Annotated in this window: 26 protein-coding genes; 5 read left to right on the top strand and 21 right to left on the bottom strand. The window is 36.9% G+C overall.

Annotated features, from left to right (window positions below; translation table 11 throughout):
* Positions 1–51: 51 nt before the first annotated feature.
* Positions 52–1,434, bottom strand: a complete 1,383-nt coding sequence (fumC, locus tag DF281_RS03165) for a class II fumarate hydratase (protein ID WP_109348797.1) — start codon at positions 1,432–1,434, stop codon at positions 52–54.
* Positions 1,435–1,840: 406 nt separating this feature from the next.
* On the opposite strand from fumC, the gene DF281_RS03160 reads away from it, so the two are divergent.
* The 3 genes from DF281_RS03160 (at position 1,841) to DF281_RS03150 (ending at position 5,678) form a co-directional block, all read left to right on the top strand.
* A complete protein-coding gene (locus DF281_RS03160; RefSeq protein WP_109348796.1) occupies positions 1,841–2,461 on the top strand; it encodes a DUF47 domain-containing protein in 621 nt (206 codons plus the stop codon).
* A 15-nt stretch (positions 2,462–2,476) separates the two neighbouring features.
* Positions 2,477–3,478: an inorganic phosphate transporter gene (locus DF281_RS03155; protein ID WP_109348795.1), complete on the top strand. Its 1,002-nt coding sequence runs from the start codon at positions 2,477–2,479 to the stop codon at positions 3,476–3,478.
* A gap of 100 nt (positions 3,479–3,578) precedes the next feature.
* The gene (locus DF281_RS03150) at positions 3,579–5,678 is read left to right on the top strand and encodes an MMPL family transporter (RefSeq protein ID WP_109348794.1); all 2,100 of its coding nucleotides are present in this window, start codon (positions 3,579–3,581) and stop codon (positions 5,676–5,678) included.
* Between the two features lie 154 nt (positions 5,679–5,832).
* Here the strand turns inward: DF281_RS03150 and DF281_RS03145 are convergent, their stop codons facing one another.
* The 5 genes from DF281_RS03145 to DF281_RS03125 form a co-directional block, all read right to left on the bottom strand.
* On the bottom strand, positions 5,833–6,081 hold the full coding sequence (locus tag DF281_RS03145; RefSeq protein WP_109348793.1) for a hypothetical protein: 249 nt from the start codon (positions 6,079–6,081) through the stop codon (positions 5,833–5,835).
* A 344-nt stretch (positions 6,082–6,425) separates the two neighbouring features.
* Positions 6,426–7,034, bottom strand: coding sequence for an alpha/beta hydrolase (locus DF281_RS03140; protein WP_109348792.1), 609 nt, complete (start codon positions 7,032–7,034; stop codon positions 6,426–6,428).
* A gap of 193 nt (positions 7,035–7,227) precedes the next feature.
* Positions 7,228–7,692: a hypothetical protein gene (locus DF281_RS03135; protein ID WP_109348791.1), complete on the bottom strand. Its 465-nt coding sequence runs from the start codon at positions 7,690–7,692 to the stop codon at positions 7,228–7,230.
* Between the two features lie 53 nt (positions 7,693–7,745).
* The gene (locus DF281_RS03130) at positions 7,746–8,825 is read right to left on the bottom strand and encodes an AI-2E family transporter (protein ID WP_109348790.1); all 1,080 of its coding nucleotides are present in this window, start codon (positions 8,823–8,825) and stop codon (positions 7,746–7,748) included.
* 95 nt (positions 8,826–8,920) lie between these two features.
* A complete protein-coding gene (locus DF281_RS03125; RefSeq protein ID WP_109348789.1) occupies positions 8,921–10,618 on the bottom strand; it encodes a M3 family oligoendopeptidase in 1,698 nt (565 codons plus the stop codon).
* Positions 10,619–10,811: 193 nt separating this feature from the next.
* Between DF281_RS03125 and DF281_RS03120 the strand changes: the two genes are divergently transcribed.
* Complete coding sequence (locus DF281_RS03120) at positions 10,812–11,849, top strand: YecA family protein (RefSeq protein WP_178075284.1); 1,038 nt, start codon at positions 10,812–10,814, stop codon at positions 11,847–11,849.
* Between the two features lie 39 nt (positions 11,850–11,888).
* Here DF281_RS03120 and DF281_RS03115 read toward each other — a convergent pair whose 3' ends face one another.
* The 11 genes from DF281_RS03115 to DF281_RS03065 all read right to left on the bottom strand — a co-directional run bounded on the left by DF281_RS03115 (position 11,889) and on the right by DF281_RS03065 (position 20,144).
* The gene (locus DF281_RS03115) at positions 11,889–12,461 is read right to left on the bottom strand and encodes a YdcF family protein (protein WP_240605505.1); all 573 of its coding nucleotides are present in this window, start codon (positions 12,459–12,461) and stop codon (positions 11,889–11,891) included.
* Between the two features lie 112 nt (positions 12,462–12,573).
* Complete coding sequence (locus DF281_RS03110; protein WP_109348787.1) at positions 12,574–13,287, bottom strand: YebC/PmpR family DNA-binding transcriptional regulator; 714 nt, start codon at positions 13,285–13,287, stop codon at positions 12,574–12,576.
* A gap of 174 nt (positions 13,288–13,461) precedes the next feature.
* Positions 13,462–14,316, bottom strand: a complete 855-nt coding sequence (ypfJ, locus tag DF281_RS03105) for a KPN_02809 family neutral zinc metallopeptidase (protein WP_109348786.1) — start codon at positions 14,314–14,316, stop codon at positions 13,462–13,464.
* 62 nt (positions 14,317–14,378) lie between these two features.
* Positions 14,379–14,864: a low molecular weight protein-tyrosine-phosphatase gene (locus DF281_RS03100; RefSeq protein WP_307725160.1), complete on the bottom strand. Its 486-nt coding sequence runs from the start codon at positions 14,862–14,864 to the stop codon at positions 14,379–14,381.
* Complete coding sequence (gene lepB / locus DF281_RS03095; RefSeq protein WP_109348874.1) at positions 14,855–15,403, bottom strand: signal peptidase I; 549 nt, start codon at positions 15,401–15,403, stop codon at positions 14,855–14,857. Before lepB ends, DF281_RS03100 begins: the two co-directional genes overlap by 10 nt.
* A gap of 153 nt (positions 15,404–15,556) precedes the next feature.
* Entirely contained in the window at positions 15,557–15,826 is a 270-nt protein-coding gene (locus tag DF281_RS03090; protein ID WP_109348785.1) for a helix-turn-helix domain-containing protein, read from the bottom strand.
* An 85-nt stretch (positions 15,827–15,911) separates the two neighbouring features.
* Entirely contained in the window at positions 15,912–16,511 is a 600-nt protein-coding gene (locus DF281_RS03085) for a lysophospholipid acyltransferase family protein (protein WP_109348784.1), read from the bottom strand.
* A gap of 493 nt (positions 16,512–17,004) precedes the next feature.
* On the bottom strand, positions 17,005–17,526 hold the full coding sequence (locus tag DF281_RS03080) for a DUF2179 domain-containing protein (RefSeq protein WP_109348783.1): 522 nt from the start codon (positions 17,524–17,526) through the stop codon (positions 17,005–17,007).
* Between the two features lie 108 nt (positions 17,527–17,634).
* Positions 17,635–17,964 (bottom strand): DUF7662 domain-containing protein, encoded by a 330-nt coding sequence (locus tag DF281_RS03075; RefSeq protein WP_109348782.1) that lies wholly within the window; start codon positions 17,962–17,964, stop codon positions 17,635–17,637.
* 112 nt (positions 17,965–18,076) lie between these two features.
* Complete coding sequence (locus tag DF281_RS03070) at positions 18,077–19,084, bottom strand: GTPase (RefSeq protein ID WP_109348781.1); 1,008 nt, start codon at positions 19,082–19,084, stop codon at positions 18,077–18,079.
* An 85-nt stretch (positions 19,085–19,169) separates the two neighbouring features.
* Positions 19,170–20,144 carry a YecA family protein gene (locus tag DF281_RS03065; protein ID WP_109348780.1) on the bottom strand — a complete coding sequence of 325 codons (975 nt, stop codon included), beginning with the start codon at positions 20,142–20,144 and terminating at the stop codon, positions 19,170–19,172.
* A gap of 104 nt (positions 20,145–20,248) precedes the next feature.
* Here DF281_RS03065 and DF281_RS03060 point away from each other — a divergent pair, with 104 nt between their 5' ends.
* The gene (locus DF281_RS03060) at positions 20,249–20,719 is read left to right on the top strand and encodes a VanZ family protein (protein WP_109348779.1); all 471 of its coding nucleotides are present in this window, start codon (positions 20,249–20,251) and stop codon (positions 20,717–20,719) included.
* 47 nt (positions 20,720–20,766) lie between these two features.
* On the opposite strand, the gene DF281_RS03055 is transcribed toward DF281_RS03060, so the two are convergent.
* The 4 genes from DF281_RS03055 to DF281_RS03040 form a co-directional block, all read right to left on the bottom strand.
* Complete coding sequence (locus DF281_RS03055; protein WP_166636053.1) at positions 20,767–21,273, bottom strand: GNAT family N-acetyltransferase; 507 nt, start codon at positions 21,271–21,273, stop codon at positions 20,767–20,769.
* Positions 21,274–21,289: 16 nt separating this feature from the next.
* Complete coding sequence (locus DF281_RS03050; protein ID WP_109348777.1) at positions 21,290–22,618, bottom strand: FAD-dependent oxidoreductase; 1,329 nt, start codon at positions 22,616–22,618, stop codon at positions 21,290–21,292.
* A gap of 105 nt (positions 22,619–22,723) precedes the next feature.
* Positions 22,724–23,566: a methyltransferase domain-containing protein gene (locus tag DF281_RS03045; RefSeq protein WP_109348776.1), complete on the bottom strand. Its 843-nt coding sequence runs from the start codon at positions 23,564–23,566 to the stop codon at positions 22,724–22,726.
* 69 nt (positions 23,567–23,635) lie between these two features.
* Positions 23,636–24,565, bottom strand: coding sequence for a 1,4-dihydroxy-2-naphthoate polyprenyltransferase (locus tag DF281_RS03040; RefSeq protein WP_109348775.1), 930 nt, complete (start codon positions 24,563–24,565; stop codon positions 23,636–23,638).
* Positions 24,566–24,772: the final 207 nt, after the last annotated feature.

Here is a 24,772-nt window from a genome sequence, read left to right as displayed (position 1 = left end):
TGAAAAATCCCTCTACAGCATGTACATGTGTAGAGGGATTTTTACTATGTTTTAAAATTTGATCATTTTGCTTGGAACAACCCACTCATTAAATTGTTCTTCTGTTAAAAGGCCTGATTCAAGTGCAGATTCTTTTAATGTAAGACCTTTTTTATGAGCGTTTTTCGCAATCTTAGCTGCATTTTCATAACCGATATAAGGGTTAAGAGCTGTTACTAACATTAGAGAGTTGTTTAAGAAATGTTCTAATTTATCTTCATTTGCTGTAATGCCTACTAAACAATGTTCATTGAAACTGCGAATCACATCTGCTAATAGTTCAACTGATTGCATGAAGTTGTGTAAGATAATTGGTTTGAATACATTCAATTCGAAGTTACCTTGTGATGCAGCAAAACCGATTGTTGTATCATTACCCATTACTTGTACTGCTACCATCGTAACGGCTTCACATTGTGTTGGGTTTACTTTACCTGGCATGATTGAAGAACCAGGTTCATTTTCAGGAATTGAAATTTCGCCAAAACCAGAACGTGGACCTGAAGCTAACCAACGAACATCATTAGCGATCTTCATTAAATCTGCTGCTAAAGCTTTCATTGCACCATGTGTAGTTGTAATTTGATCATGAGAAGTTAATGCATGGAATTTGTTTGGAGATGGAATAAATTCTAGTCCAGTCTCTTTAGAAATTTCAGCTACTACTTTTTCATCAAAACCATCTGGTGTATTTAGACCAGTACCAACCGCTGTACCACCGATTGCTAGTTCACGCATATTCAATGCAGATTCTTTAATCATTTTTTCAGACGCTTCGATCATGTATAACCAGCCGCTAATTTCTTGACCTAAAGTTAATGGTGTCGCATCTTGTAAATGCGTACGACCGATTTTGATTAACTGCATGAATTCTTCTGATTTCGCTTTTAATGTTGCTTTAATTTGTTGTAAAGCAGGCACTAAATTACGTTCTACTGCGATGCAAGTTGCGATATGCATTGCTGTAGGGAATGAATCATTTGAAGATTGAGATTTATTGACATCATCGTTCGGGTGTAGACGTTCTTCAGAGCCTTTAGCTTCTAAATATTCATTCCCTAAATGAGCGATGACTTCATTTACGTTCATATTTGTTTGTGTACCAGAACCAGTTTGATAGATGACTAGTGGAAATTGATCGTCCCATTTTCCTTCTACGATTTCGTCAGCAGCATGGGCAATTGCCTCTGCTTTAATTGCTGATAAAGTACCAAGTTCTACACTTACTTTTGCCACCGATTTTTTTAAAATTGCATAGCCATGAATAAAGTCGATTGGCATATGATCCGAACCGATACGGAAGTTTTGTGTGCTTCGTTGCGTTTGAGCGCCCCATTTACTATTTGCAGGTACTTTGATTTCACCCATGGAATCATGTTCAATACGATATTCCAAGATATTCATCTCCGTTTCTTATATACATAAAAATTTGATTTGTTACACTTCTATGATACCGTTTTCTCAAGTTCTTGTCCTTTCATCTGTTTGAAGTAAGACTAAATGCATCTTGAATGAGATTATTCCTTCCTTTTCTCGAAATCTTCGAAAAAAGCTTTGGAAAATGTCTAATTTTTGAACGGTACGTTTTCTCATTTACACACAAGAATACGCTTTCTTCCTATATAAATAGATGAACTTGAACAAGTAATTGAGAATTCCTGTTTTTGTATGTTACAAGATTGTAAAGATTGTTTACTTTCAAAGTTTTTTTTATGTAGATATACGGTCATTTTTGCTATTATTATAGTTGCGTTCAAAAAAATATACATGGTTGATCTAGATAATCTATAGGAGGATTCACATGTTTAGCTCAAAAAAAGAAGACCCATTCTTCGCTGCATTATACAAAATTGCCGAGAATATTAATAAGTCAGCTCACTATGCACAAGATTTCAAAATCACTAGCATCGTTGACTTGAAAGAGCTTAGTGTTACTTTAAAAAAATACGAAACTGATGGTGACAAATTAATTCATGAATTAATTCAAATGTTAAACAAATCATTTATGACACCAATCGAGCGTGAGGATATCCTTGAGCTTGCTGTTCGCATGGATGACATTATTGATGGCATCGAAGGTTGTATCGCCCACTTCGAAATGTTCTCATTAACTGAAGTTGATGATTATATGCGTGATTTCTTAAAATTCATCACATTAAGTACAGATGAAATTGTCGCTGCTATGAAGCATTTATTAAATCGTAAACTTTTAAATATGCGTGATCACGCGATTTTAATTAAAGATTACGAACGTAAATGTGATGAAGTATTACGTACATCAATTAAACAATTATTCTTACATGAAAAAGATCCAATCCGCATCATCCAATTCAAAGATATTTATGAACAACTTGAAGAGGTTGCCGACTACTGTCAAAACGTAGCCAATACGATGGATACAATTATCATGCGAAACGCATAGGAGTTGTCATAATAAATGGATACTGTCTTTCTATTAACCGTATTAGTTGTTATTGCTGCACTTTCTTTTGATTTCATCAACGGTTTCCATGATACGGCAAATGCCATTGCCACAGCCGTTTCTACACGTGCTTTACCGCCTAGAGTGGCTGTCGCAATGGCCGCTATAATGAACTTTATCGGTGCGATTACTTTCACCGGCGTTGCTACGGCAATCGCAAAAGACATTGTAGACCCATTTGCCCTAGAAAATGGCGTTGTCATCATTCTTGCAGCTTTACTTTCAGCTATTATTTGGAACTTAGCTACATGGTACTTCGGTATCCCATCTAGTTCTTCACATGCGTTAATTGGTTCTCTTGCAGGTGCGGCGATTGTCGCTGGCGGACTTGGTGTTATTAACTTTGAAGGTTTTACAAAAATCATCAAAGCCTTATTATTCTCACCATTTATCGCAATCATCATAGGTTTCCTAATGATGTCACTGTTCAAAGTTCTCTTTAAAAACATGAATCTTTATCGTTCAAATAAAGGTTTCCGCCGCGTACAAATTTTCACTGCGGCACTTCAATCATTCACACACGGTACGAACGATGCTCAAAAATCGATGGGTATTATCGCAATGGCTTTAATGGCTGGTGGTTACTTATCGGCAGATGCCGGTGTTCCGATGTGGGTTCGTATTGCAGCTGCTACAGCAATGGGACTTGGTACTTCAATCGGTGGATACAAAATCATCAAAACTGTTGGTGGTAAGATTATGAAAATCCGTCCAGTAAATGGGGTTGCGGCTGATGTATCTTCAGCAATGATTATTTTCGGCGCAACTCAAATTCACTTACCAGTATCGACAACCCACGTAATTTCTTCTTCAATTATGGGTGTTGGCGCTGCGCAAAATGTGAAAGGTGTTAACTGGGGTGTGGCACGTAACATTGTCATCACTTGGATTATTACTTTACCAATTTCTGCAGCAGTGGGTGCTTTGATCTTCTTATTTTTCAACCTATTCTTATAATAGAAACGATGAGCTTAAATGCTCATCGTTTTTTTGTATGAAAATATCTTATTATTCAGTACACTAGACATAGCAGTACGTTTCAGAAAGGTGGGCAAACATGGCTCGTTATTCACAATTCATCACAAAGCACGCAAAAGCATTAGTCGCTTTTTGGGTCGTCCTCATTATAGTCGGTTCATTCTTTGCGATTAAAATCCCCGAATACTTAAAAGGCGATGGTTTTAAAGTAAACGCTGAACATCAAGAAGTTATGGCACAACTGAATAAAAATTTCGATGTACCGACAGATTCCATACTCGTCGTATTCGACAAAAACTCTGATGCCACGATTAAAAAAGCTCTTGAAAAAATCGAGAAAAATGAAAAGTCGATCGATTCCATTCAATCTCCTCTCGACAATAAAAAGCAATATTCACCAAGACTCTCTTATGCCGTATTAAATTTTAATGATACGGATCAAGATTTAAGTCCAATTGTAGGAAACTTACGCACGTTAACAGAAGATATGAAAGGAGTCGACTACACGGGTGGTCCTGTCATTTCTAAAGATATGAATGCTGCTAGTCAAACCGATTTAATGCAGGCAGAAATGATAGGCTTACCAATTGCATTGGTCGTTCTGTTACTCGCTTTCGGTTCTGTTGTCGCGGCTGTACTTCCTATTTTAATTGGTGTTGCGACAATAATTACAACATTCTTCGTCATCTCACTCATTGGCGATTCTGTATCACTCTCAATCTATATTTTGAACATTATCCCAATGCTTGGATTAGCGCTTAGTATCGACTTTTCACTTCTATTAATCAATAGATACAAGGAAGAAAGAATGACGAAATCTATTGAGCAATCGATTCAAATTGCCATTCAAACAGCAGGTAAATCGATCATCTTCTCCGCGATTTGCGTCATGATTGGATTAGGTGCGATGAGCGTCATTAAAGTAGAGTTGTTCCAAAACATCGCACTCGGTGGGTCGATTGTCGTATTCTTTGCGGTTATTACGGCTTTAACGCTATCACCAGCCGTTTTAATGCTACTAGGTGACCGAATCAACAAGTGGACGCTGATTCGCGTAAAACCATCAGCTACGTCACGATGGCATGCTTTCGCTACTTTCGTTATGAAAAGACCTATCATTGTCGTCATCGCTTCCTTCATTATTTTAGGCGCAATGATGATTCCGATTAAAGATATTAAGCTAACCATTCCACAAATTGATGCATTACCAAAAACCTTCGATGCTCGATCAGCCTATGAAAAATTAGATGATGAGTTCAAATTAGGACAAGAAACAACTGCCTATGCACTAGTCGAAAGAGATGGTGGTTGGAAAAATGATGATGGTCGAGAAGAAATTCTTAAATTACAAAAGTCATTAGAAAAAGACCCACTCGTAAAAGATGTTCAAACGCAGTTTTCAGCGACTGATTTGAAATCGGTTAAAGAATGGAATCAAGCAAGCCAATTGCCACAAATGAAAAAGACATTCACAACTGCTCAAAATGCTTTTATTCATAAAGACCAGTTGATGATGCCAATTACTTTAAATGTTGCGGGTGATTCTGCAAAAGCTCAGCAGTGGGCGCGTGATTGGTCTTCTGAGAATTTCAAATTAGCAGGCTCACCAAAATATAACCAAGAAATCTTCGATGAAATCAAGGATCAAATTGTCAAAGCATTATTAATCATTGTCATTTCGACGTTCATTATTTTACTCATTGCATTCCGTTCGATTTTAATTCCTCTGAAAGCAATTTTGATGAATATTATCGGACTAACTTCCGCATTTGGTTTGCTCGTCTATGTATTCCAATATGGACATTTTGGTTTAGAAGCTGGCACAATCGTCTTAATTATCCCAGTTATCACTTTCTGCCTCGTATTCGGTTTGAGTATGGATTATGAAGTATTTCTAATCTCACGCATACAAGAAGAATATTTAAAAGAAGGTAATAATACGAAAGCGACAATTGATGGGCTCACGCAAACGAGTAAAATCATTACTTCAGCGGCGTTGATTATGATTGTTTTAACAGGTTCATTCGCTTTCACAGATATTATGCCTGTGAAGCAAATCGGTGTCGGTATTGCCATAGCAATCGCCATTGATGCAACGATTATTCGTTTACTACTCGTTCCAAGTCTTATGAAATTATTCGGCGATTGGAACTGGTGGTTACCATTTAAGAAGAAATAAATAAAAGGTATGCAACTGTTAAAAGTTGCATACCTTTTTTACGTAAGAAGAATAGTGAACCCATTAACGCTAGTAGACCGCCGAATAATGTCGTTGCACCAGTTCCTTCACCTGGACCAATTGGATCTAGAGGATCAATCGAACCATCATACTGCTACAAATCATTCGCTCCTGTTGTTGCTTCTGGTTTTACAGCTTCTGAACTTTGTAAATTTGTCTCTGATGACTCATCTACTTTATCCTTCAATAAAGGAATGACAAGCTCTTCAGTCGGCTTTTCAGTTAATGCCTCTAATGTTTCTACTTCGTTTAACTCATTCGTTTCTGCACTTGCCATTATTGGCGCAATGACTGTACCTAATAAGAAAATTCCTGCAGCGATTTTTGGACTTTTTTTATTCAATCAGCTTACTTCCATTCCAATATTTACCTATCATTCCCCGCGACATATGTTATTAAACAATTTAATTGTTATAGTTTTATTAATCATTTGTTTTTAAGCCTTTTTTTCTAAAAAATAGAATGCCAACGAAAAATAAAACAATCCCCATTAACAACGGAATCCATTCTAAAGAAAAGTTCATTTGATCTGTCCTCCTTCGTTTCTCTCACCACTAAATTTTAAAGTGACTTAATATATGTATCTTTCATTTTCTTTATTCATTTCATAACAACCTATTCAAAATATACCCATTTACATATTTTTGAAAACAAAAAAGACTACCCATGAAGGATAGCCTCTACTCATTATTTAAAATTCGTCGTGTACCATTTTTTCGCTGAAGCAACTTCATCCATCGTCAATTGATGACCATGTTGATGCCAATACATCTCAACTGCTGATCCGGCGTTTTCTAAATGTGCTTTTAAACCTTGTGATTGATCAATTGGACACATTTGATCATTCTCGCCTGCACCAATCCATACTTTCAATCCAGTTAAATCAGGAATTTCAACATCATTTCTCGGAATCATTGGATGATGCAAGATAGCACCTTTGACAATTTTTCCGATTTCAAAGAAGAAGTTCGCAGCAATATTTGCGCCATTCGAATAACCAACTACGATTACATTTTGACGATCAAAGCCATGCTCTTTCGCAGCTTCATCAATGAAATCTGCTAATTCCTTCGTACGTAATGTTAAATTATCTAAATCAAAGACACCCATTCCTAGACGTTTGAAAAAACGCGGCATGCCATTTTCAGACTCGCTACCTCGCACGCCTAGTAATGAAGCCTCTGCATCAATCTCTCTACCTAAACCAAGCAAATCCTTCTCGTTTCCACCTGTACCATGTAAAAGTAATAACGTCGGTGCTTGTTCATTTGAACCTTTAATAAATACATGTTCCATTTTAAAAAACCTCCTCGATATAATTATCTCGAATTCAAGATAATTATATAAGAAAAAAGCTAGTTCGTCAATGAACTAGCTTTTTGCATAAAATAGTTGTAATGAGATGTAAATTGCTATGACTGACATGATGGTAATACCTACAATTGCGATGGTTACTTTTTTACCTGACATAGAATCACCTCAAACGTGATTATTTAGATTTTTTGAATCCTTCTTCACGAAGATATGCTTCTGCATCTTCTTTCGTACCGAAGCTTTCTTCCAAATTAAATGCATGGTATACATTCCAATATGGATCTTCTTCCACAAGAAGTAATTGATCATTGCTAGCATTTCTCCAGCTTTCTTCAATAACAACTTCAGCTTTTGGCTCGTCTACTTCAGAAAGGTACATAATAGCATCTTCAATCACAGCAATTAATTCCTGCTCTGAAAAATCACGAATGTTTACAAGTCCACGATCATCAGCATTATACGCTAATAAATCGCCTACATAAACAAAACCATTACCGTTCGGATGTAATTTTTCCACGACTATTGTTTTCTCAAACTGACTTCCTTCGAAGTGATAGTTTACACGTTTCATTGAAATCGATTTTTCAGTAAGCTCTGAAAAACGACCAATGATTTCTTTCTTTTGTTCAAATGTTAGCATAGTAAGCTCCTTTAAAATCGGTTCTTATCAGTATAACATTACTAGCAGTTTTATTATATTTCTTTTGTGACGGCTTTTTGAATCGCCTGTCTTCGTTCATATACATTTTTCACGATGACTTTGATGACTGCATAGAACGGTACACCTAGTAGAATCCCTAAGAATCCAGCGATATTACCTGCAGCTAAAATAATCGTAATAACTGTTAGTGGGTGAATATCTAATGTTTTACCCATGACATTCGGTGTAATTAAATTACTATCAATTTGCTGCGCAACAAGTGTTACGACACATACCCAAAGTGCTGTCATCGGACTATCTAAAAATCCAATAATTAGCGCTGGTATAAAGGCAATCCACGGCCCGATGAATGGAATAATATTCATGAAGAACGCGAAAATTACTAATAGTAATGCATAATCAATGCCAATAATTAAATAACCAATGAACATGATTGTCGCTAATAAGAAACTAATTAAAATTTGACCTTGAATATAGTTTTTAAGAACATCATTCACGTCTTTAATTGTTTTCTTCACCCATTCACGACGGTTCCCTGTGAATAGATTGTAAATACGTGGCGCAAATTTCTCATGATCCTTCAACATATAGATGAAGAAGAATGGAATTAAGATTAGGACGAACGCCCAAGAAACAATGGCAGAAATAACATCTACTAAAAACTTACTCGTTAAAATCGCATATTCTTTCACCGAGTTAATTGCTGAGCTGATTGCATCCTGTACTTGGTCTGGCAAGTTATCACGATGTTCCAATACGTATTTCGTCCATTTCGAAAATTCATTCATCAATCCAGGGAAGGCTTGAATAAAGTTATTCAATTGTACCGAAATCATCGGCCAAATAAACGAAATGAAAACCGTAATTGCTCCAATTAAAATGGCAAGAATTGAAGAAATACTCGCCCAACGCGGGAACTTTCTTTTCTCTAAAAATCTCTGTAGAGGCTCTGTAATATAAAATAGTACCCCACCAATTAATAACGGTGTGAAAATCGCACTTAAAATAACCGCTAGTGGGTAGAAAATATGTTTAATTTCAATAAAATACTTCGTAATTAAAAGTAAAATTAAAATTCCAATACTCGCTTGGAACCATACCTTTTTTGTCAAACATCATCACTCCATTCATGTACATTATTATATGCTATTTCCAAACTTTATGAAATAAAAATAGCCATCCACTTAGAGAATGGCTATTTCTATTCTTATAATTGGTCGTCAGCAACTTGATCTAAGTACGCTTTGATCGAAGTTAGTACATCTTCTAAACAACCTTCTTCAAATGGTGAAGTTAAGTTAGCCTCAGCTACTAGCTTCGTAAATGACATCGAACCACCAAGTGAACATAGGTGAAGATAGTCTTTCCAAGCTGCTTCATGATTCTCTCTAGAGCGTTTCCAAAATTGGAATGCGCAAACTTGAGCTAATGTGTAGTCAATATAATAGAATGGACTCGCATAAATATGGGCTTGGCGTTGCCAGAAAGCGCCACCTTCTAAATAGTCATGGCCGTCGTAATCACGATGCGGTAAATATTTCGCTTCGATTTCTTTCCAAGCAGCTTTACGCTCTGCTGGTGTTAATTCTGGATTTTCATAAACAACATGTTGGAACTCATCCACTGCTACACCGTACGGCAGGAATAGTAGCCCTTCTGCTAAATGTGAGAACTTATACTTCTCGGTATCTTCTTTGAAGAATAGTTCCATCCAAGGCCATGTAAAGAATTCCATACTCATTGAATGAATTTCAGCTGATTCATAAGTCGGCCATAAGTATTCTGGAATACCGATATTGCGGCTAGAATATACTTGGAATGCGTGACCAGCTTCATGCGTTAATACATCAATATCACCTGATGTGCCATTGAAGTTTGAGAAAATATACGGTGAATTGTAATCTTCGATGAAAGTACAATAACCGCCGCCTTCTTTCCCTTTTTTAGCGACTAAATCCATTAAGTCACGATCTTGCATGAACTTGTAGAATTCATTCGTTTGAGGAGATAGCTCTTTGTACATTCGAGCACCTTGCGCCTCAATCCACTCAGGATCACCTTTTGGCGTTGCGTTCCCTGTTGAATAGATGAAACCTTCATCATAGAAACGTAACTTGTCTACGCCGATACGTTTTGCTTGGCGCTCACGTAATTCAGTCGCATACGGTACAATCACGTCGCGGATTTGATCGCGGTAACCTTTGACCATTGAAGCATCATAATCTACACGATTCATGTGAATATAACCTAGCTCAACATAGTTTTTGTAGCCCATTTTCACTGCTTGTTCATGGCGTACTTTTACTAATTCATCATAAATACGGTCAAAATCTGCTTCGTGCTTCGCATAGAAATTAAAACGAGCTTCTGTCGCTTCTTTACGAACTGCGCGATCCTTTGATTCAACGAAAGGTCCTAATTGCGCAACTGTGTAAACTTCACCTTGGAACTCAATTTCAGCTGAAGCTACTAATTGTGAGTATTCTGAAGTTAATTTATTTTCTTTTTGCATTAATTCGATTAGTTCAGAAGAAAAGCCTTTGATTTGGTTATCTGCTAAATCAAATAATTGCGTGCCATACTTCTCTTCTAGTTCTTTACGGAATTTAGAAGAAGTTAACGCTTTATAATATTCTGTTTCGATATCTTCGATGATTGGTCCATTCTCATCTAAAAATTCACGTTCTTCGCGGTAATATGTATCATTCGTATCAATTGAAGCACGAATATATACTAAATTCCCCATCGTTGAATAATGATTTCTAATTTTATTTACTTCATCAATGACAGCTGATTGTTCTTCAACCGATGCTGCGCCATTGAATTTTTCGATTAATGCTGTTAGCTCATTTTTAATACCCTCTATATCCGGTCTTGAATATTGATATTCGTTAAATGTAATCATTGAATAATCCCCCAATTCTAACTTTTCGAAATTCGAAATACTTTATTATATTATTGATGATTTTTTGCATAATTGCAACGAATTCGTTACCAAATACTCTCAAATAACGAAAATAAGCACTGATAACTTATATTTTCCTCTGATTTATGCTAATCTATTTCTATGTCTAATTTTTAAAGTGAGGTGCTCGACATTGATAGGTCGAAATGATCCATGCCATTGTGGTAGTGGAAAAAAATATAAAAAGTGTCACGGCAAAAATGCTGATGGCAATGTTCAACAATTAATTACAGATGAATTAAATCGTATTGAGCGTTCTTTCATCCAAGAAGTGAATCCTGCGGCAAATCCCCAAATTAATCAGCGTTACCAAAAATTCTTCGCTGAACTTGGTAAAGTTTTCCCAGACTTCTTAATCAACGCAATCAATATCGAAACTTTCGTATACATTGACGAAGCTGCTCATTGGCAAGAATATATTGCTAAAGAAGCAGAATCAAATATGCGTTCTCAAGTAAAAGAAATCATTGAAAACTGGCAAAACCCACGTTTCATTCTTGCTCATGTAGAATCGTATGATGCGCAACAAATTACGATTTTAGATTTAGTAAACAACGAAACATACCAAATCGCTGGTACTGCAGAAGGTAACACTCCTGGAGAATGGATTTTCGGGATCGCATTACCTGATTCACGCCAAGGCGAAAACGGTTTACTAGTGAAGAGTTCTTCATTATTCATTCCGAAAACAGATGAACCAGCGAAAGATGAAATTCTTACACTACTTAAATCTGGTGTTACAGACTCATTTGAACTGTACAAAACATTTGCACACTCTGCATTAGCTACTCCAGAAGGCGAAGAAGAAATTCCTGTAGCCGCTGAAACAGCTAAAGTTGAAGAAGCTCCTGTTGCTAAAGAGGCACAACCTGCTTCTGAAGAACTTTCATATAATGACGAAGTAATCGCAGCAGTAAACAAATATGTTGCTGAATTCAACTTAGACGCTACTACTTTCTTAACGAAGCTTAATGACTTCTTATCTACTGAAGCAGTTAAAGCTAAAAAACCAGAAACAGTTGCTGCTAGTGCGATTCTTGCTGCACAAGCTACGGATAATCTTCCAGAAGGTGGATTATCTAAAGTAAAAGATGTTGCTGAATACTATGAAGTATCTTCATCATCATTAGCGAAATACCGTAAACAAATTACGGAATTCCTAGAAAACTAATAAAAAGTCGACTTCAGTTTTAATTGAAGTCGACTTTTTTTATTTGAACCATAATACGATTTTTTGAGCGATTAATCCAAATCTCTCACGAACTCGCACTTTGAATTCGATTATTTTCGGAGTTGGCGCAGCTACAACATCTGCCTCCAAGTGGAAATAATCTGCAATCATTTGCGCACGCGCTAAATGGAAATCATTCGAAATAATCGTTACTTTTTTCTCTGTCAGCGGTATGCTTTTCATCGAATATTTTATATTTGTGAAAGTCGACGTTGATTCATTTTCCTCAATCAATTGGAACTCGGATAGCCCTCGATCCATTAAATACTTCTTCATGACAGATGACTCTGTCGCATCTTCGTCATCACCTTGCCCACCTGATAGTATTAATTGTGTATGTGGATATTTCACCGCATAATCATAGGCAGCATCTAAACGGTATTTCAATGCCCTTGAAGGGACTGCACCTTTATTCACTTTTGCACCTAGAACGATCGCGTAGTTAGTCGAACCATCCGCAACAGGCGCTTCTCCTCGCTTCAATAAATAACTCGTGAAAATCCAGAAAACGATCAATAATACCGCGAGCAAAATCAGGCTATTTTTAATCATGTGCAAATTTCATTACCTCCCGTACTTTACATATGTGAACGAAACAATTGCCCAAGTGTTCCTTAAATAAAAAAGAGCCGACAGAATAAACTGCCGACCCGATGTGAAAATTTTATAACTCGACGTTATGATAAACTTCTTGAACATCTTCTAACTCTTCAAGAGCATCAATCATTTTTTCGAATTGTTCTTTTGAAGCATCATCTAATTCAACTTCATTTTGAACAAGCATTGTAATTTCTGCAACGCTGAATTCTTCAACACCTTCTGCTTTTAAAGCGTCTTGTACTGTTGAGAAATCACTTGGTGCTGCATAAACAATTGTCGTACCTTCTTCTTCAAAAACATCACGAGCATCCAAATCTGCCATGATTAAGATTTCTAGTACTTCATCTGCTGTTTTGCCTTCCATTGCAAATACTGCTGTACTATCAAACATATATGCAACTGAACCACTTACACCCATGTTACCGCCATTTTTATTAAAGGCTGTACGCACTTCTGCCGCTGTTCTGTTTACGTTGTTCGATAATGCATCTACGATTACCATTGAGCCATTCGGTCCAAATCCTTCGTAACGTAGTTCTTCGAAAACCTCGTCTGTATTACCTTTTGCTTTATCAATTGCACGGTCAACAATATGTTTTGGTACACTGTAAGTTTTAGCTCTTTCTAAAACTACTTTTAATGCACTGTTCGACACTGGATCTGGTTCCCCAGATTTTGCCGCTACATAAATTTCACGACCAAATTTCGCGTTAATTCTACTTGTTGCTGAATCTTTTGATGCTTTTTTCTCTTTAATATTATTCCACTTACGTCCCATGAAGTTTCACTCTCTTTCAAAATTAGAATATCTTTATATGACGGCAGTTGGACTGTCGCCCGACTTAATGACGAGCCAATATTTCACTGTAACATTATACACTATCCTGTCAAAAATTCCTATACTTCAAAATTAGAGTAATGCTACATAAAGTAGAAAAGTAGTGAAATATGGTTATAAATCACGTGCGTTGAATGTGTCACCATTTCTTAAATCACCATATTTGAAACCACGTTCAAGCCATTTCATACGCTGTGCTGACGTACCATGTGTGAATGAGTCGGGTACGACATATCCTTGCGCTCTTTTTTGTAAAGTATCATCACCAATTGCGTTTGCGGCTGTTAAAGCTTCTTTAAAGTCCTTTTCATCTAAATAGCCTCGATCTTGAACATGTTTGGCAAAAACACCCGCATAGTAATCCGCTTGAAGCTCCAGTTTTACGGATAATTCATTGTATGCTTTTTTCGAAACTCGTCCATTTTGTGCATGAACTTTCTGCGTTTGTCCAAGTAAAGTTTGGACATGATGACCTACTTCATGTGCAACTACATACGCCATCGCAAAATCACCCGGTGCTTTATATTGCGTACGTAATTCATCATAGAAACTCAAATCAATATAGAGTTTTTGGTCGCCTGGGCAGTAAAATGGGCCAACCGCTGAAGTCGCATTGCCACATGCTGATGCAACTGAATTTGTATATAAAACAAGTGTTGGATCCTTATAAGTTTTGCCTTCTTTTTTAAAAACATCATGCCATACATCTTCTGTATCGGCTAATATGACTTGCACGAATTCTGCGATTTCCTCTTCTTCCTTTGAGGGTTTGTAATCGCCCGCTGTTTCTGTTTTCACCTGTGGCGTATTTGATGTCCCGCCTAAAATATCGCCTGGATTTCCACCCATTAATGTATAAATAATAACTAAAATAATTCCGATTCCACCAATTCCGCCGATTGTTGCTGGCGCTTTTGAACCTCGACGATCTTCTACATTGTCACTTTTTCTTCTATTTTTCCATTCCATTGTATGACCTCCTCACTTCTTTAACTCATACCCGATTTTCAAGATGAAAAAAGCTAGGAAAATTAATTCCCAGCCATTCGATCATCCAGAATTTTCTCCAACAATACTTCACAACCGTTTCTGCAAAGTTGGTATGTTTCTTCAAAATCACCTGTGTAATATGGATCCGGTACATCCATCGGTTTAACGGTTAAATCTAGAAAGCGAAGCACTTCCGATTTATTTGAAACGTCCACCATTTGTAAGAAATTACGCACATTACTCGCATCCATACAAACGATATAGTCATACAATTGACCATCTTCTTCAACTACCGGCCGGCTAAACATACCTTCTGTCGAAATTTGATGTTCCATTAGTTTCTGACGTGTACCGCGATGTGGCTGTTCTCCTTCGTGAAGGCTGCTCGTTCCTGCTGAATCGACTTGGAATTCGTTAGAAATACCTTTTTCCTTCAAAAATTGATTGAACACAGCTTCTGCCATCGGTGAACGGCAAATATTCCCTAAACAGATGAATAGTACTCTTGAAGGATTTATTAATTCCAAGGGAAGAATTTGAATGCAACTACACCGCTAATTGCAGATTTCTTAATAAAGCCATAATCACGGCCATCGCTACTATTTTGACGATTATCCCCTAAAACAAAGTAAGAATCTTCAGGTACTACTTTCTCGCCTGTTACGTCTTCCATTTTGAAATCTTCCGTGAAGTTAAGACCATCTGCTTTGTAATCTTTCACATGGTCGCTTTCATATGGTTCATCATACTTTTTACCATTGATGAAAAGCTCATCATTTTTCACTTCAACATGATCTCCCGGTAAGCCGATGACACGTTTAATATAGTGATCATCTTCTACTGGCGATTCAAATACGACAACATCGAAACGTTCAATTTTACTTAATTTACTAATGATGACACGATCATTATCATGATAAGTATTTTCCATCGATTCACCTTTTACAGTTACAGGAGCGAATAGGAATTGACGTACACCAACCGCCACGATTATGGCGATTAGAATCGGCCATACCCATGACATAAGCTCCTTCATCTTCGAAGGTTTATTTTTTACTTCTTCCATCTTCTCATCACCCATCATTTCATTTTAAAGCCTCATTAAATATTACAGTTTCTCTCAGCCTTAATCAATATATACCCATGATTCAAGAAAAAAAGACATCCCGTTTGTGAAAAAATACAAACAGTTTGTCCTTTTTAGTCGATATGTAATTGATTAGTTTAAGTCTGAAAGATGATGATCTGTAATTCCAAGAACTTCATACACTTTTTGCAACGTAGACTCTCGTACTTTCGTATCTCCACGTTCAATACGGCTAACCGTTTTCTGCGTCACATTCGCTCGCTCTGCCAACTGTGATTGTGTTAATCCCACTGACATACGCTGCTTGAAGATGATTTGACTACGCTTCTCCGTCATTAATTCTAGTGCTGATTTTTCTACTAAAGTATTCCCATTCTGTTCAAATATGTCAACTGATACCATTACACTACACCCCTATTATTTTTTATGGTTCCCCAACCTTTGTAACTGTAACTAAATCAAACTCCCCTTGAATTTGACTAGCTCGCTATTTATTATTCATCTCTTGTTGTAGTTGTTGCTCTAATTCGATCATACGCTGCTCTAAAAGCTGCGTATATTCCTCACGACCTTCTTTGCCTTTTGCATCTACATAGATCGGATCACCGAAAATGATCGCTCCCTTTGTGCGTGCAAAAACATCTTTAGGTGTGTTCGGCCCAATATAAGCTGCTGGAATGATAGGAGCTTTTGACAATTGCGCAATCGTAATCGCACCTTGCTTTAGACTTGAACCTTCCGAATTTCTTGTACCGCTTGGAAAGATTCCGACGATCTCATTATTTTTAATTAATTGTCTAGGCACTTTAATAACACTTGGCCCCGGGTTGTCGCGATCGACAGGGAAGGCATTCATTTTTGTAATAAACCAACCTAATGCTTTGTGATCGAATAATTGTTTCTTCGCCATGAAATGAATCGGCCTAGGATGGACAGCAATTCCTAAATTCAACATATCAATCCAACCAGTATGCGTACATGCAATAATGTAACCGTCCTCTGCCGGTAACTTCTCTTTGTCGAATACCTTCACTTTGTTGAATAAGCCTAAAAACCATCCTACTAAAATCGTTACTACTCGATACATATTAATCTCCCTCTAAATCTGTTTATTGACCTATTTCTTGATTCATTGTTTGTAAAATGTGAAACGATGAAATTTACGTCATAGTTCATTATAAACGATGATAGGAGACTTTGGCTCGCATAAATGAATCTGATATCTATTTTCCCTTAATCCCATTGTAAAATAAAAACTGTAAAATGTGTACTGAATGTACAAAAAACGTTTAAAATTTTTTATTTATTCAAAATCTTTATTGTTTATTCCCTTATAAATCGACAAAAATCTAATGTTATCAACTTATAAACTCAATTATTTCATTTCTCCATAAAATACTTCGTTTTTAGAAGTATCTCATTTTTTGTGTTTTTGGAGAGGACTTTTTGTTTAAAATCTATCATTGCACACATTAACCAATCGATTAACATCATAGATTCCTATCATTTATAAATAAATTCATCCTCGTTTTTCCGAATCGCCTCCTTATAAATCAACACTATTTAAGTCGAATCTTTTTTTATCTTGCTGATTTCATCTGTTTCACTAAAAAACCACCGTTTAATTTGCTTGGTTCGTACGAAATAATAAATGCTTTTGGCCACATTTCTAAAACTGTATTTCTTAATTTCTTCTCGTTTTTTCGTTTTGCGATTACGCGCATGCAGATTTTCTGACCATTTTTGCCGTCTGCTAACCACGATGTCACTCCATAGCCTTTCGAACGTAATTCATGGACAATTTCTGCGTCTTCTAGATTAATAATGATTTCAAAAAGAACATATCCTAAAGCTAGTTTCTGCTCGATCAAACTACCAACAAAAACACCTAATCCCCAGCCTAGACAGTATGCCGCCATATTCCACGGATTGCTCAAGTCATCCAAAACCATTGTTAATCCCATTAAATAAATAAAAACTTCAACGATTGATAAGAGTGAGGCAACGCGTGGAAACCCCTTAATTACCATAATTAATCGCAAAGTTGTCAAAGTCATGTAAGTTACATTAATGATAATAATGAGTATGATTGTTTCCAACATAGAATTTCCCCCTATTAAACAAATCATTATTGCTTATTCCCTCACTTTCCATTAATAAACAAAAAAACATCAGGAGGGGCAATGGATTGTAATTGTCCTCCTAATGTTTCAGATGATTTCTTTAGTTGGTGGAATTTTTTTCTTCCGTGTATTTTTATATCTCTTTTTCGTTAAAAGCTGTGAAGATGTCTTCTGAAAGATCACTTCCTCACCAAAAATAACATCTTCAACGCGGAAATTCGCTTCGATCCATGCCGCAGACTGCACGTATGTACCGCTCCGTGTGTTGCCCCACCATGCGCGATGCTTGTAAGCTGACGTTGGTAACTTATTGCAGATTATTTTTTCAATTTCTTCAAATTTCACAGTGACGATTCGTTCGGTTTGGTTGCGGAGAAAATCAAATAAAGGCGCATACTTTCCTTTGATCGTATCCATTTACATCCCCCTTAATTTTTAATTGATTAGTCTATATTAACATAAAATGATTTAATTTTCTAAAAATTCTAAATATAAAAAGGGGTAGCCCGAAGACTCCCCCATTTTACATTTATTTCTTTTTCTTTTTTTCCTCTTTTAAAAATAAATCATAGAGTGGTTTGAGTGATTTCACATCTAAATCAATATCGCGCTCATGTGCGTATTTCACAGCGTAGCCTAATGAAATCGTCATTGCGGCCGCAACTGATCCACCCGCAACTGAACCTGCTCCTGGTACGACTTTGATCACTTGGCGGAAAATCGTTTTACCGATATTCCCGACGATCGTTGCGATGACCATTTCTTTCGCACGATCCTTTGTAATCGGCTTATCATATAGTTTCGATAGTTTAATCATCATCGCTACTTGAAGTGCTGTTAGTGGTCCAAAATCTGCTCCCGGTAAAGGTATTGCACCGATTGCGGCAGCAGATGCACCAGAAGCTAAAATCCACTTTTTCGCAGTGGAGGACTTATCTGCCATGTACGTCGCCATCAGTACGTCCTTTTTTTCTTTTTCAAGCACCGTCAAAATCTTATCTTGTAGCATCGACATATTCTCACCAGTGCGCGATGAAATTGGAATGACTGGATAATTATAAGCTGTGTGATCTTGAATATACTTCACTAATGTTGGGATATCATCCGCAGCATCAATTTTATTCAAAACGATTAATATATCTTTATTTACTTCACGAATTTGTTTTAATGTTTTCAATTCTGCTTCAGATAACACGGTACCTGCTGCATTTAGGAAAAATAGAACGACATCGGCTTCTTTAAAATATTGCAAAGTTTGCTTAGAATTTTCACTGACAATATCGTCTAACCCAGGTGTATCAACGAAAACGATTTTATCTTGTAACGAATATTTTTCAATCGACACTGTTTCGCCAGGCTTCGCGCCAACTCTCGCCACTTCCTGTGACATTAGTCGATTAATTGTTGATGATTTCCCTGCATTTACGTCGCCAATCATCGCGATTAAAATTTCTTGCTCTAATTGTTCATTTATTTCTGCTGACTTTTCAGCGAATATTTGATCGAACTGCTCGTCTGTAAAAGGTTGATTTTTCATACATACCAGCTCCTTCATGTATATTACGAATCCAAATAAAAAAGATGCCCTAATTAATAGGACACCTTATATACGAAAAAGTTGCTTATTTAGTTTCAGCGTATTCTTCAATTTCTTTTGCATATTTATTTAATGATGATGCCGATACATCAAAATGCTCCGCAATCGCTTTTACAGTCGTATCGATTTTTTCGAAATAACCGTGGTCATTCCCAAAACGAATCGCTCCAGCTGCAATGGCTACTGGTTTACGAGCTTTCGGTTGTTTTTCAACAACGAAATCCTCTGTCAATTGAACGATTTTCGAAGAATCTCTTTGCATCTCTTCTAAATAATCTACCATTTTCGCAAATACTTCTGTTTCGAAATCTGTATATTCATTACCTTCAAAACCGTTTGCCGCAAGTGCTTGCCATAATTCTAATGCATGCTCTTTCCAGAACTTCTCCTCTTCTTGTTCAGTTGATTTGATGAATGATTTAAATACATCTGATTGATCAACTGGGAAGAAAATCATACTTGATACTGAGATGAATTTATTCGCACGTCCTGTTGGATCTGGTAATGAGAAGCAGAATACATGTACATTTTCAGGAATTGGTCTGTCGCCTTCTCTACGCAGTTCAAACACTTCTTTTGAATAAATATTTTCAACTGTCATGTACAACTCATCTACCGCTGTAACTTTAGCGAAAATCATTTTCGGCATCGTCCACATGTCTAAAACTTCTTTCGTTGCAGGACGAATTGTATCTTTCACAACTTTTTCTAAATAGCTTGTCCAAATATCTTGGCGTTCGTGGAAGAAGAAATAGTCCATCGCAATTGCTTCAATTAAATCTAGCTCTAATGAATCGCCTAATGCTTCATTCCATTTTTTCACGACATCGTGGTAACTTTCATAGTCATTACGTTTCGGGAATGTATCATAGAAAGTTTGTAGTACTCTTTCTACTTCTTCATCTAAAACTTCCGCTACTGTAATTACCTCTTTATTGGCGCAACATTTTTTATATTTTTTACCGCTACCACATGGGCATGGGTCATTTCTTCCAATCATATTTCACGACTCCTTCTAAATCTTTATGTTGTACTACTATAACATTTTTCATAAATCTACGCTTAATCATGTAAAAAAACTGTGATTTATGCTATTTTTTATATATGAAAAAATACATTCCTCTCGCTCTACTTGTCGTAATTATTTTCATTTCCTCAAGCCAGAGTTATGAACAACAATCAATCGTTCCTACACTCCAAAAACTTTTTCCGAATCAACCTTTGCATGGTTTTTTATCACAGTTTAAAATTCCTTATTGGGGCATTACCGTTTCAGTTGAAGAACGAGGCTATTACTATTTCTTAGAATTTTTAATCCGTAAAGTGGCGCATTTACTGTCATTTGGAGCGATTGCAATTGCTTTATATATTGCATTGTATCCAAGAAAATGGCGTTATTTCTATGCGATTGCTATTACATTTTCACTCGCAGCAGCAGATGAATTCCATCAATCCTTTACTTCAGGACGTACTGCGACGATGTCAGATGTATGGTTAGACTCTTTCGGCGGGTTAGTATTACTGACTTTATTCGTCATAATTCTGCGTCCTTTTAGAAAAAAAAAAAACCGTTGAATGATGAGTTCCTTCACTTGAAGGCTCTGTTATTCAACGGTCTTTTTTTATAAAATTAATGTCATTAAGTATTCATCAAAGTATGTGCCATCTTGTTTCATCGATAGCTGTTCTGTTCCGATTATTTCAAAGCCTAATCGTTTATATAATGCCACTGCTGGTTCATTCGTTGTGACAACACTTAAATTCAATTTTTCTAATTCGGGATTCTTACGCGCATCTTCAATAATCTTCTTCAGCAATGCTGAACCTGCGCCAGTTCCTCTCGCTTTTGAAGATACATAAACTGCTTCAATATTTGCTCGATGTGACATTTTTTCAGAATCCTCTTGAGAAAGTGTCGCTGCGCCTACTAATTCGCCATCTAAAAAGACCCCATAGAAATCTTTTAGATCACCTTTCGTCACTTCTTTCACTTCATCAATTGGATTTTCAATTGCCATCGCTTCTTCGTATGACATACCAAATGCATCAGGTACATCAAGTAATGCTTGTTTTCGTAAATCCCAATATTCATGTGCATCATTTTCGGTTAAAATTCGGATTTCTAACATCTTCGTTAACTCCTTTTTATAACTGTCGTTTTGCCATTTTTTGAACTGGGTCCCATACGCTATTAAACGGTGGCGCATAAGATAGGTCTAAATCTAGTAACTCGCGTAAGCGCATTTGATGGAATAAAGCGACCGCTCCTACATCTATTCGCTTGTCGACACCGGCTCCACCAACGATTTGGAGTCCTAGAAGTCGCTTGCTATCCTTCTTCCAAATCATCTTCACGAGCATATCTTCTCCACCTGGATAGTAGCTCGAAATATTCGTTACTTCTTTCGTACTTTCTTCGTAATCGAAGCCTAGTTCCTTCACTTCTTTTTCATTTAAACCGGTTTTCCCGATCGTTACATCAAAGAATTTTAAAATAGAACTTCCGACGATTCCAGCAAATGTTTCTGCAACTCCTGCCATATTCAATCCAGCAATTCTACCTTGTTTATTCGCTGTTGTACCGAGTGGAATATAGTCTGCTCGCTGCTTCATACGGTTGAAATGTTGCGCACAATCACCCGCCGCATAAACATTTTTCACCGTTGTTTCTAAATGTGGATTTACACGAATCGCGCCATTTTTTGCGAGTTCAATTTTGTCACCATCTAAGAAATCAGTATTCGGTTGAACGCCAATTGCTTCAATGACAAAATCAGTTGGATAATGTTCTTTAGATGTTTGAATCCCATCCACCCAATCCGTTCCCGTGTAACGAACCATCTCTTCATTGAAGACGATTTCGATTTGATGTTTATAAGCTTCTTCATGTATTTTCTTCGCCAGCTCGCTATCCAAAAAGCTTGCCACTTGCCCACTTCTTAATAAGATCCGTACTTTTTTGCCGATTTCACTAAGTGCTTCCGCAATTTCTAAACCGATATAACCGCCACCGACGATCGTCACTTGCTCGACGTTTTTCACCTCACCGATTATGGCTTCCGTATCAGGGATCGATTTTAAAGAACGGATGCCTTTTAACTCTCTACCTTCCATTTTCAGCTTCACTGATTTAGCACCAGTCGCAATTAATAATTTGTCATACTGGATGGAAAATGGTTCACGCGTATTTGTAAAAACACCTGACACGATTTGTCTGTCTGTATCTACATTCGTAACTGTATGCATCGTTCTCGCATCAATATTATATTTATCTCTGAATACTTCTGGTCTCCGTGCAATGACTTCCTCCGTTGAGCCGATTCGCCCATCGATTACGTAAGGCAATCCACATTGTCCGTAAGAATAATTGTGACCACTTTCTAAAGTAGTAATATCCGCTTGGGGATCATGTCGATAAATCTCCATCGCCGCACTCATACCCGCTGCGTCTCCGCCAATAATTACATATTTCATCGTCTCACCACCTCTCTACTCTTTACCCATGAAATTTCATAATTAAAACAAAAAACAGTTGTCTAACCCTATCTATAATAGAATTTAACAACTGCTTCCATATTATTATAACGTACCGATTAAAATTTCTACATCAATAGTGATTTCTGTCAGCTTCACATCATCCATTTTCTGTTCTTGATGCCAGCCCATTGGTGTCATATGCGCAAGTAGCGGTACAAGTTCTGTGGATATCTTCTTCGTTGCGGTTACGCGTAAAGTATCCACATGTGGAAAACTTTCTTTGAAACGCGCGACCGTTTTGTCATTCGAATATGCTTCCTTTTCTGATTGTGCATAAAACTGTTCTCGCAACTCTTTTAAGTAACCACTTTGTGGAACGATTTTAATCACTTTGCCATTTGGTTTAAGTAATCTTTTGAATTCATCATAATTCGCTGGAGAAAGGATATTTAAAATGACATCGAAACTATTCGAAGCAAATGGACTTTTCGCTAAATCGCCAACAATCCACATAATTTCGCTATAGTTTTTAGCAGCTGCTAAAATGCCTTCCTTCGCGATATCAATACCTGCTGCGGCCATTTCACCAGTATAGAAATCCTTTAATTTTTGTAAATGCGTACCTTCACCACAACCTGTATCCAACACATTGATTGATGCTTTTTCTGTTGGTAAATGACGTAAAATCTCCTCATACATCTGTTCATATAGCATCGCATCGATAACCTTTTTGCGTGCTTCAAAAAGGGATTGATCATACATTGAATTCACTTGATGCGTCAGCATATTCATATAACCTTGCTTCGCTAAATCAAAACTATGATTATTGTGGCATACAAGTGTTTTATTTTCTTTTAAAGTCATGTCACTTTGACAGTGTGGACAACTGAATACATCAATATTTCGTTGAATCCAAACAGCACTTTTTTCTTTTTTAGATAACATTCGAAAACTCCTTTGCAATAAAAAGAAAGGGACGGTTCATGCCCTCCCTTTCGATTTACTTCTTACTATTTATTTTAACAAGTAGTCGATCACTAAGCCAATTGATAATAAAAATCCGAAAAATGTATTTGTTAGCGCAGTAGATTTCATCGCTAAACCTTGTTTCATCGGAATTCCTTCACCTTCATTGAAGTTTTTAATTGCTGCGATTGGTTTTGGTACACTAACAAGTACGATTAATAACCAAGGGCTCACAATTCCTGCAATGACTAAGCCAATAATCCATGCATATGAAATGATGAATGAAGCGGCTAGTAATTGAATCGCTACTTTACGACCTACTAAAATCGCTAAAGTTTTACGTCCACCGACTGTATCTTCTTTAATATCACGAATATTATTCGACATATTTATTCCACCAACTAAAATTCCAAGTGGAACAGATACTAAGAAACTTGTCATACTAACAGTTCCTGTTTGAATGAAGTATGAAATTAAAATGAATCCAATGCCCATGCATAATCCTGCAAATAATTCGCCGAATGGTGTGTATGCGATTGGTGCTGGACCACCTGTGTATAAGTAGCCGATTAACATGCCGACAATTCCGATCACTACTAACCACCAACTAGAACTCATACAAATGTAGACACCTAGTACGACAGCTAATCCGTAAAGGACTAAAGCAAATGCTAATACAGAAGAAGGTTTCGTACCATGACGAACTAGTGCGCCACCGATTCCCACTGAATCTACTGTATCGAGACCTCTTTTGAAATCATAATACTCATTAAATAAATTTGTTGCGATTTGTAAAAATAATCCGCAAACAAGCATTGCTGCGAATAATAACCAATTAATTGTTACATCATTAAGCGCCAGAACAGTACCTAAAATGACTGGAGCGAAAGTTGCTGTTAACGTATGTGGGCGTGTTAATTGCCACATTAATTTTGCAGTGCTGATATCTTCAACAGCTTGCGTTGATTTTTGAGACATAACTTACTTCCTTTCGTTCTATACTCTAACTATATTATATTACATGATTCTGTTGAGAAATACTAAAGTTGAAATTGTTTGTGAACTACTCGCCACTTAGCTAAACCTTGCGGTTCTTCACGCTTGAAGTGGGAGCTTCTTGGGAATAGAGCGTACTTGCAAGTGTATTTCTTTACTTGCAGCGGTTTCTCTTATTTGACCGAGCTA

It is taken from the genome of Kurthia zopfii, assembly GCF_003143955.1.
GTDB lineage: Bacteria > Bacillota > Bacilli > Bacillales_A > Planococcaceae > Kurthia > Kurthia zopfii.
The sequence above is the reverse complement of the archived record's forward strand: the minus strand, read 5'-3'. Positions and strand labels throughout refer to the sequence as shown.

What these genes read in the sequence shown, in the direction of transcription:
- DF281_RS03140 (WP_109348792.1), bottom strand. Translation starts at nt 7,034, where the DNA reads ATGGAACATGTATTTATTAAAGGTTCAAATGAACAAGCACCGACGTTA.
- DF281_RS03070 (WP_109348781.1), bottom strand. Translation starts at nt 19,084, where the DNA reads ATGAAAAATCAACCTTTTACAGACGAGCAGTTCGATCAAATATTCGCT.
- DF281_RS03115 (WP_240605505.1), bottom strand. Translation starts at nt 12,461, where the DNA reads ATGATTAAAAATAGCCTGATTTTGCTCGCGGTATTATTGATCGTTTTC.
- ypfJ (WP_109348786.1), bottom strand. Translation starts at nt 14,316, where the DNA reads ATGGAATGGAAAAATAGAAGAAAAAGTGACAATGTAGAAGATCGTCGA.
- lepB (WP_109348874.1), bottom strand. Translation starts at nt 15,403, where the DNA reads ATGGAAGAAGTAAAAAATAAACCTTCGAAGATGAAGGAGCTTATGTCA.
- DF281_RS03155 (WP_109348795.1), top strand. Translation starts at nt 2,477, where the DNA reads ATGGATACTGTCTTTCTATTAACCGTATTAGTTGTTATTGCTGCACTT.
- DF281_RS03075 (WP_109348782.1), bottom strand. Translation starts at nt 17,964, where the DNA reads ATGGATACGATCAAAGGAAAGTATGCGCCTTTATTTGATTTTCTCCGC.
- DF281_RS03060 (WP_109348779.1), top strand. Translation starts at nt 20,249, where the DNA reads ATGAAAAAATACATTCCTCTCGCTCTACTTGTCGTAATTATTTTCATT.
- DF281_RS03085 (WP_109348784.1), bottom strand. Translation starts at nt 16,511, where the DNA reads ATGTATCGAGTAGTAACGATTTTAGTAGGATGGTTTTTAGGCTTATTC.
- DF281_RS03080 (WP_109348783.1), bottom strand. Translation starts at nt 17,526, where the DNA reads ATGTTGGAAACAATCATACTCATTATTATCATTAATGTAACTTACATG.
- DF281_RS03045 (WP_109348776.1), bottom strand. Translation starts at nt 23,566, where the DNA reads ATGTTATCTAAAAAAGAAAAAAGTGCTGTTTGGATTCAACGAAATATT.
- DF281_RS03135 (WP_109348791.1), bottom strand. Translation starts at nt 7,692, where the DNA reads ATGCTAACATTTGAACAAAAGAAAGAAATCATTGGTCGTTTTTCAGAG.
- DF281_RS03125 (WP_109348789.1), bottom strand. Translation starts at nt 10,618, where the DNA reads ATGATTACATTTAACGAATATCAATATTCAAGACCGGATATAGAGGGT.
- DF281_RS03160 (WP_109348796.1), top strand. Translation starts at nt 1,841, where the DNA reads ATGTTTAGCTCAAAAAAAGAAGACCCATTCTTCGCTGCATTATACAAA.
- DF281_RS03040 (WP_109348775.1), bottom strand. Translation starts at nt 24,565, where the DNA reads ATGTCTCAAAAATCAACGCAAGCTGTTGAAGATATCAGCACTGCAAAA.
- DF281_RS03065 (WP_109348780.1), bottom strand. Translation starts at nt 20,144, where the DNA reads ATGATTGGAAGAAATGACCCATGCCCATGTGGTAGCGGTAAAAAATAT.
- DF281_RS03150 (WP_109348794.1), top strand. Translation starts at nt 3,579, where the DNA reads ATGGCTCGTTATTCACAATTCATCACAAAGCACGCAAAAGCATTAGTC.
- DF281_RS03090 (WP_109348785.1), bottom strand. Translation starts at nt 15,826, where the DNA reads ATGGTATCAGTTGACATATTTGAACAGAATGGGAATACTTTAGTAGAA.
- DF281_RS03050 (WP_109348777.1), bottom strand. Translation starts at nt 22,618, where the DNA reads ATGAAATATGTAATTATTGGCGGAGACGCAGCGGGTATGAGTGCGGCG.
- DF281_RS03055 (WP_166636053.1), bottom strand. Translation starts at nt 21,273, where the DNA reads ATGTTAGAAATCCGAATTTTAACCGAAAATGATGCACATGAATATTGG.
- DF281_RS03110 (WP_109348787.1), bottom strand. Translation starts at nt 13,287, where the DNA reads ATGGGACGTAAGTGGAATAATATTAAAGAGAAAAAAGCATCAAAAGAT.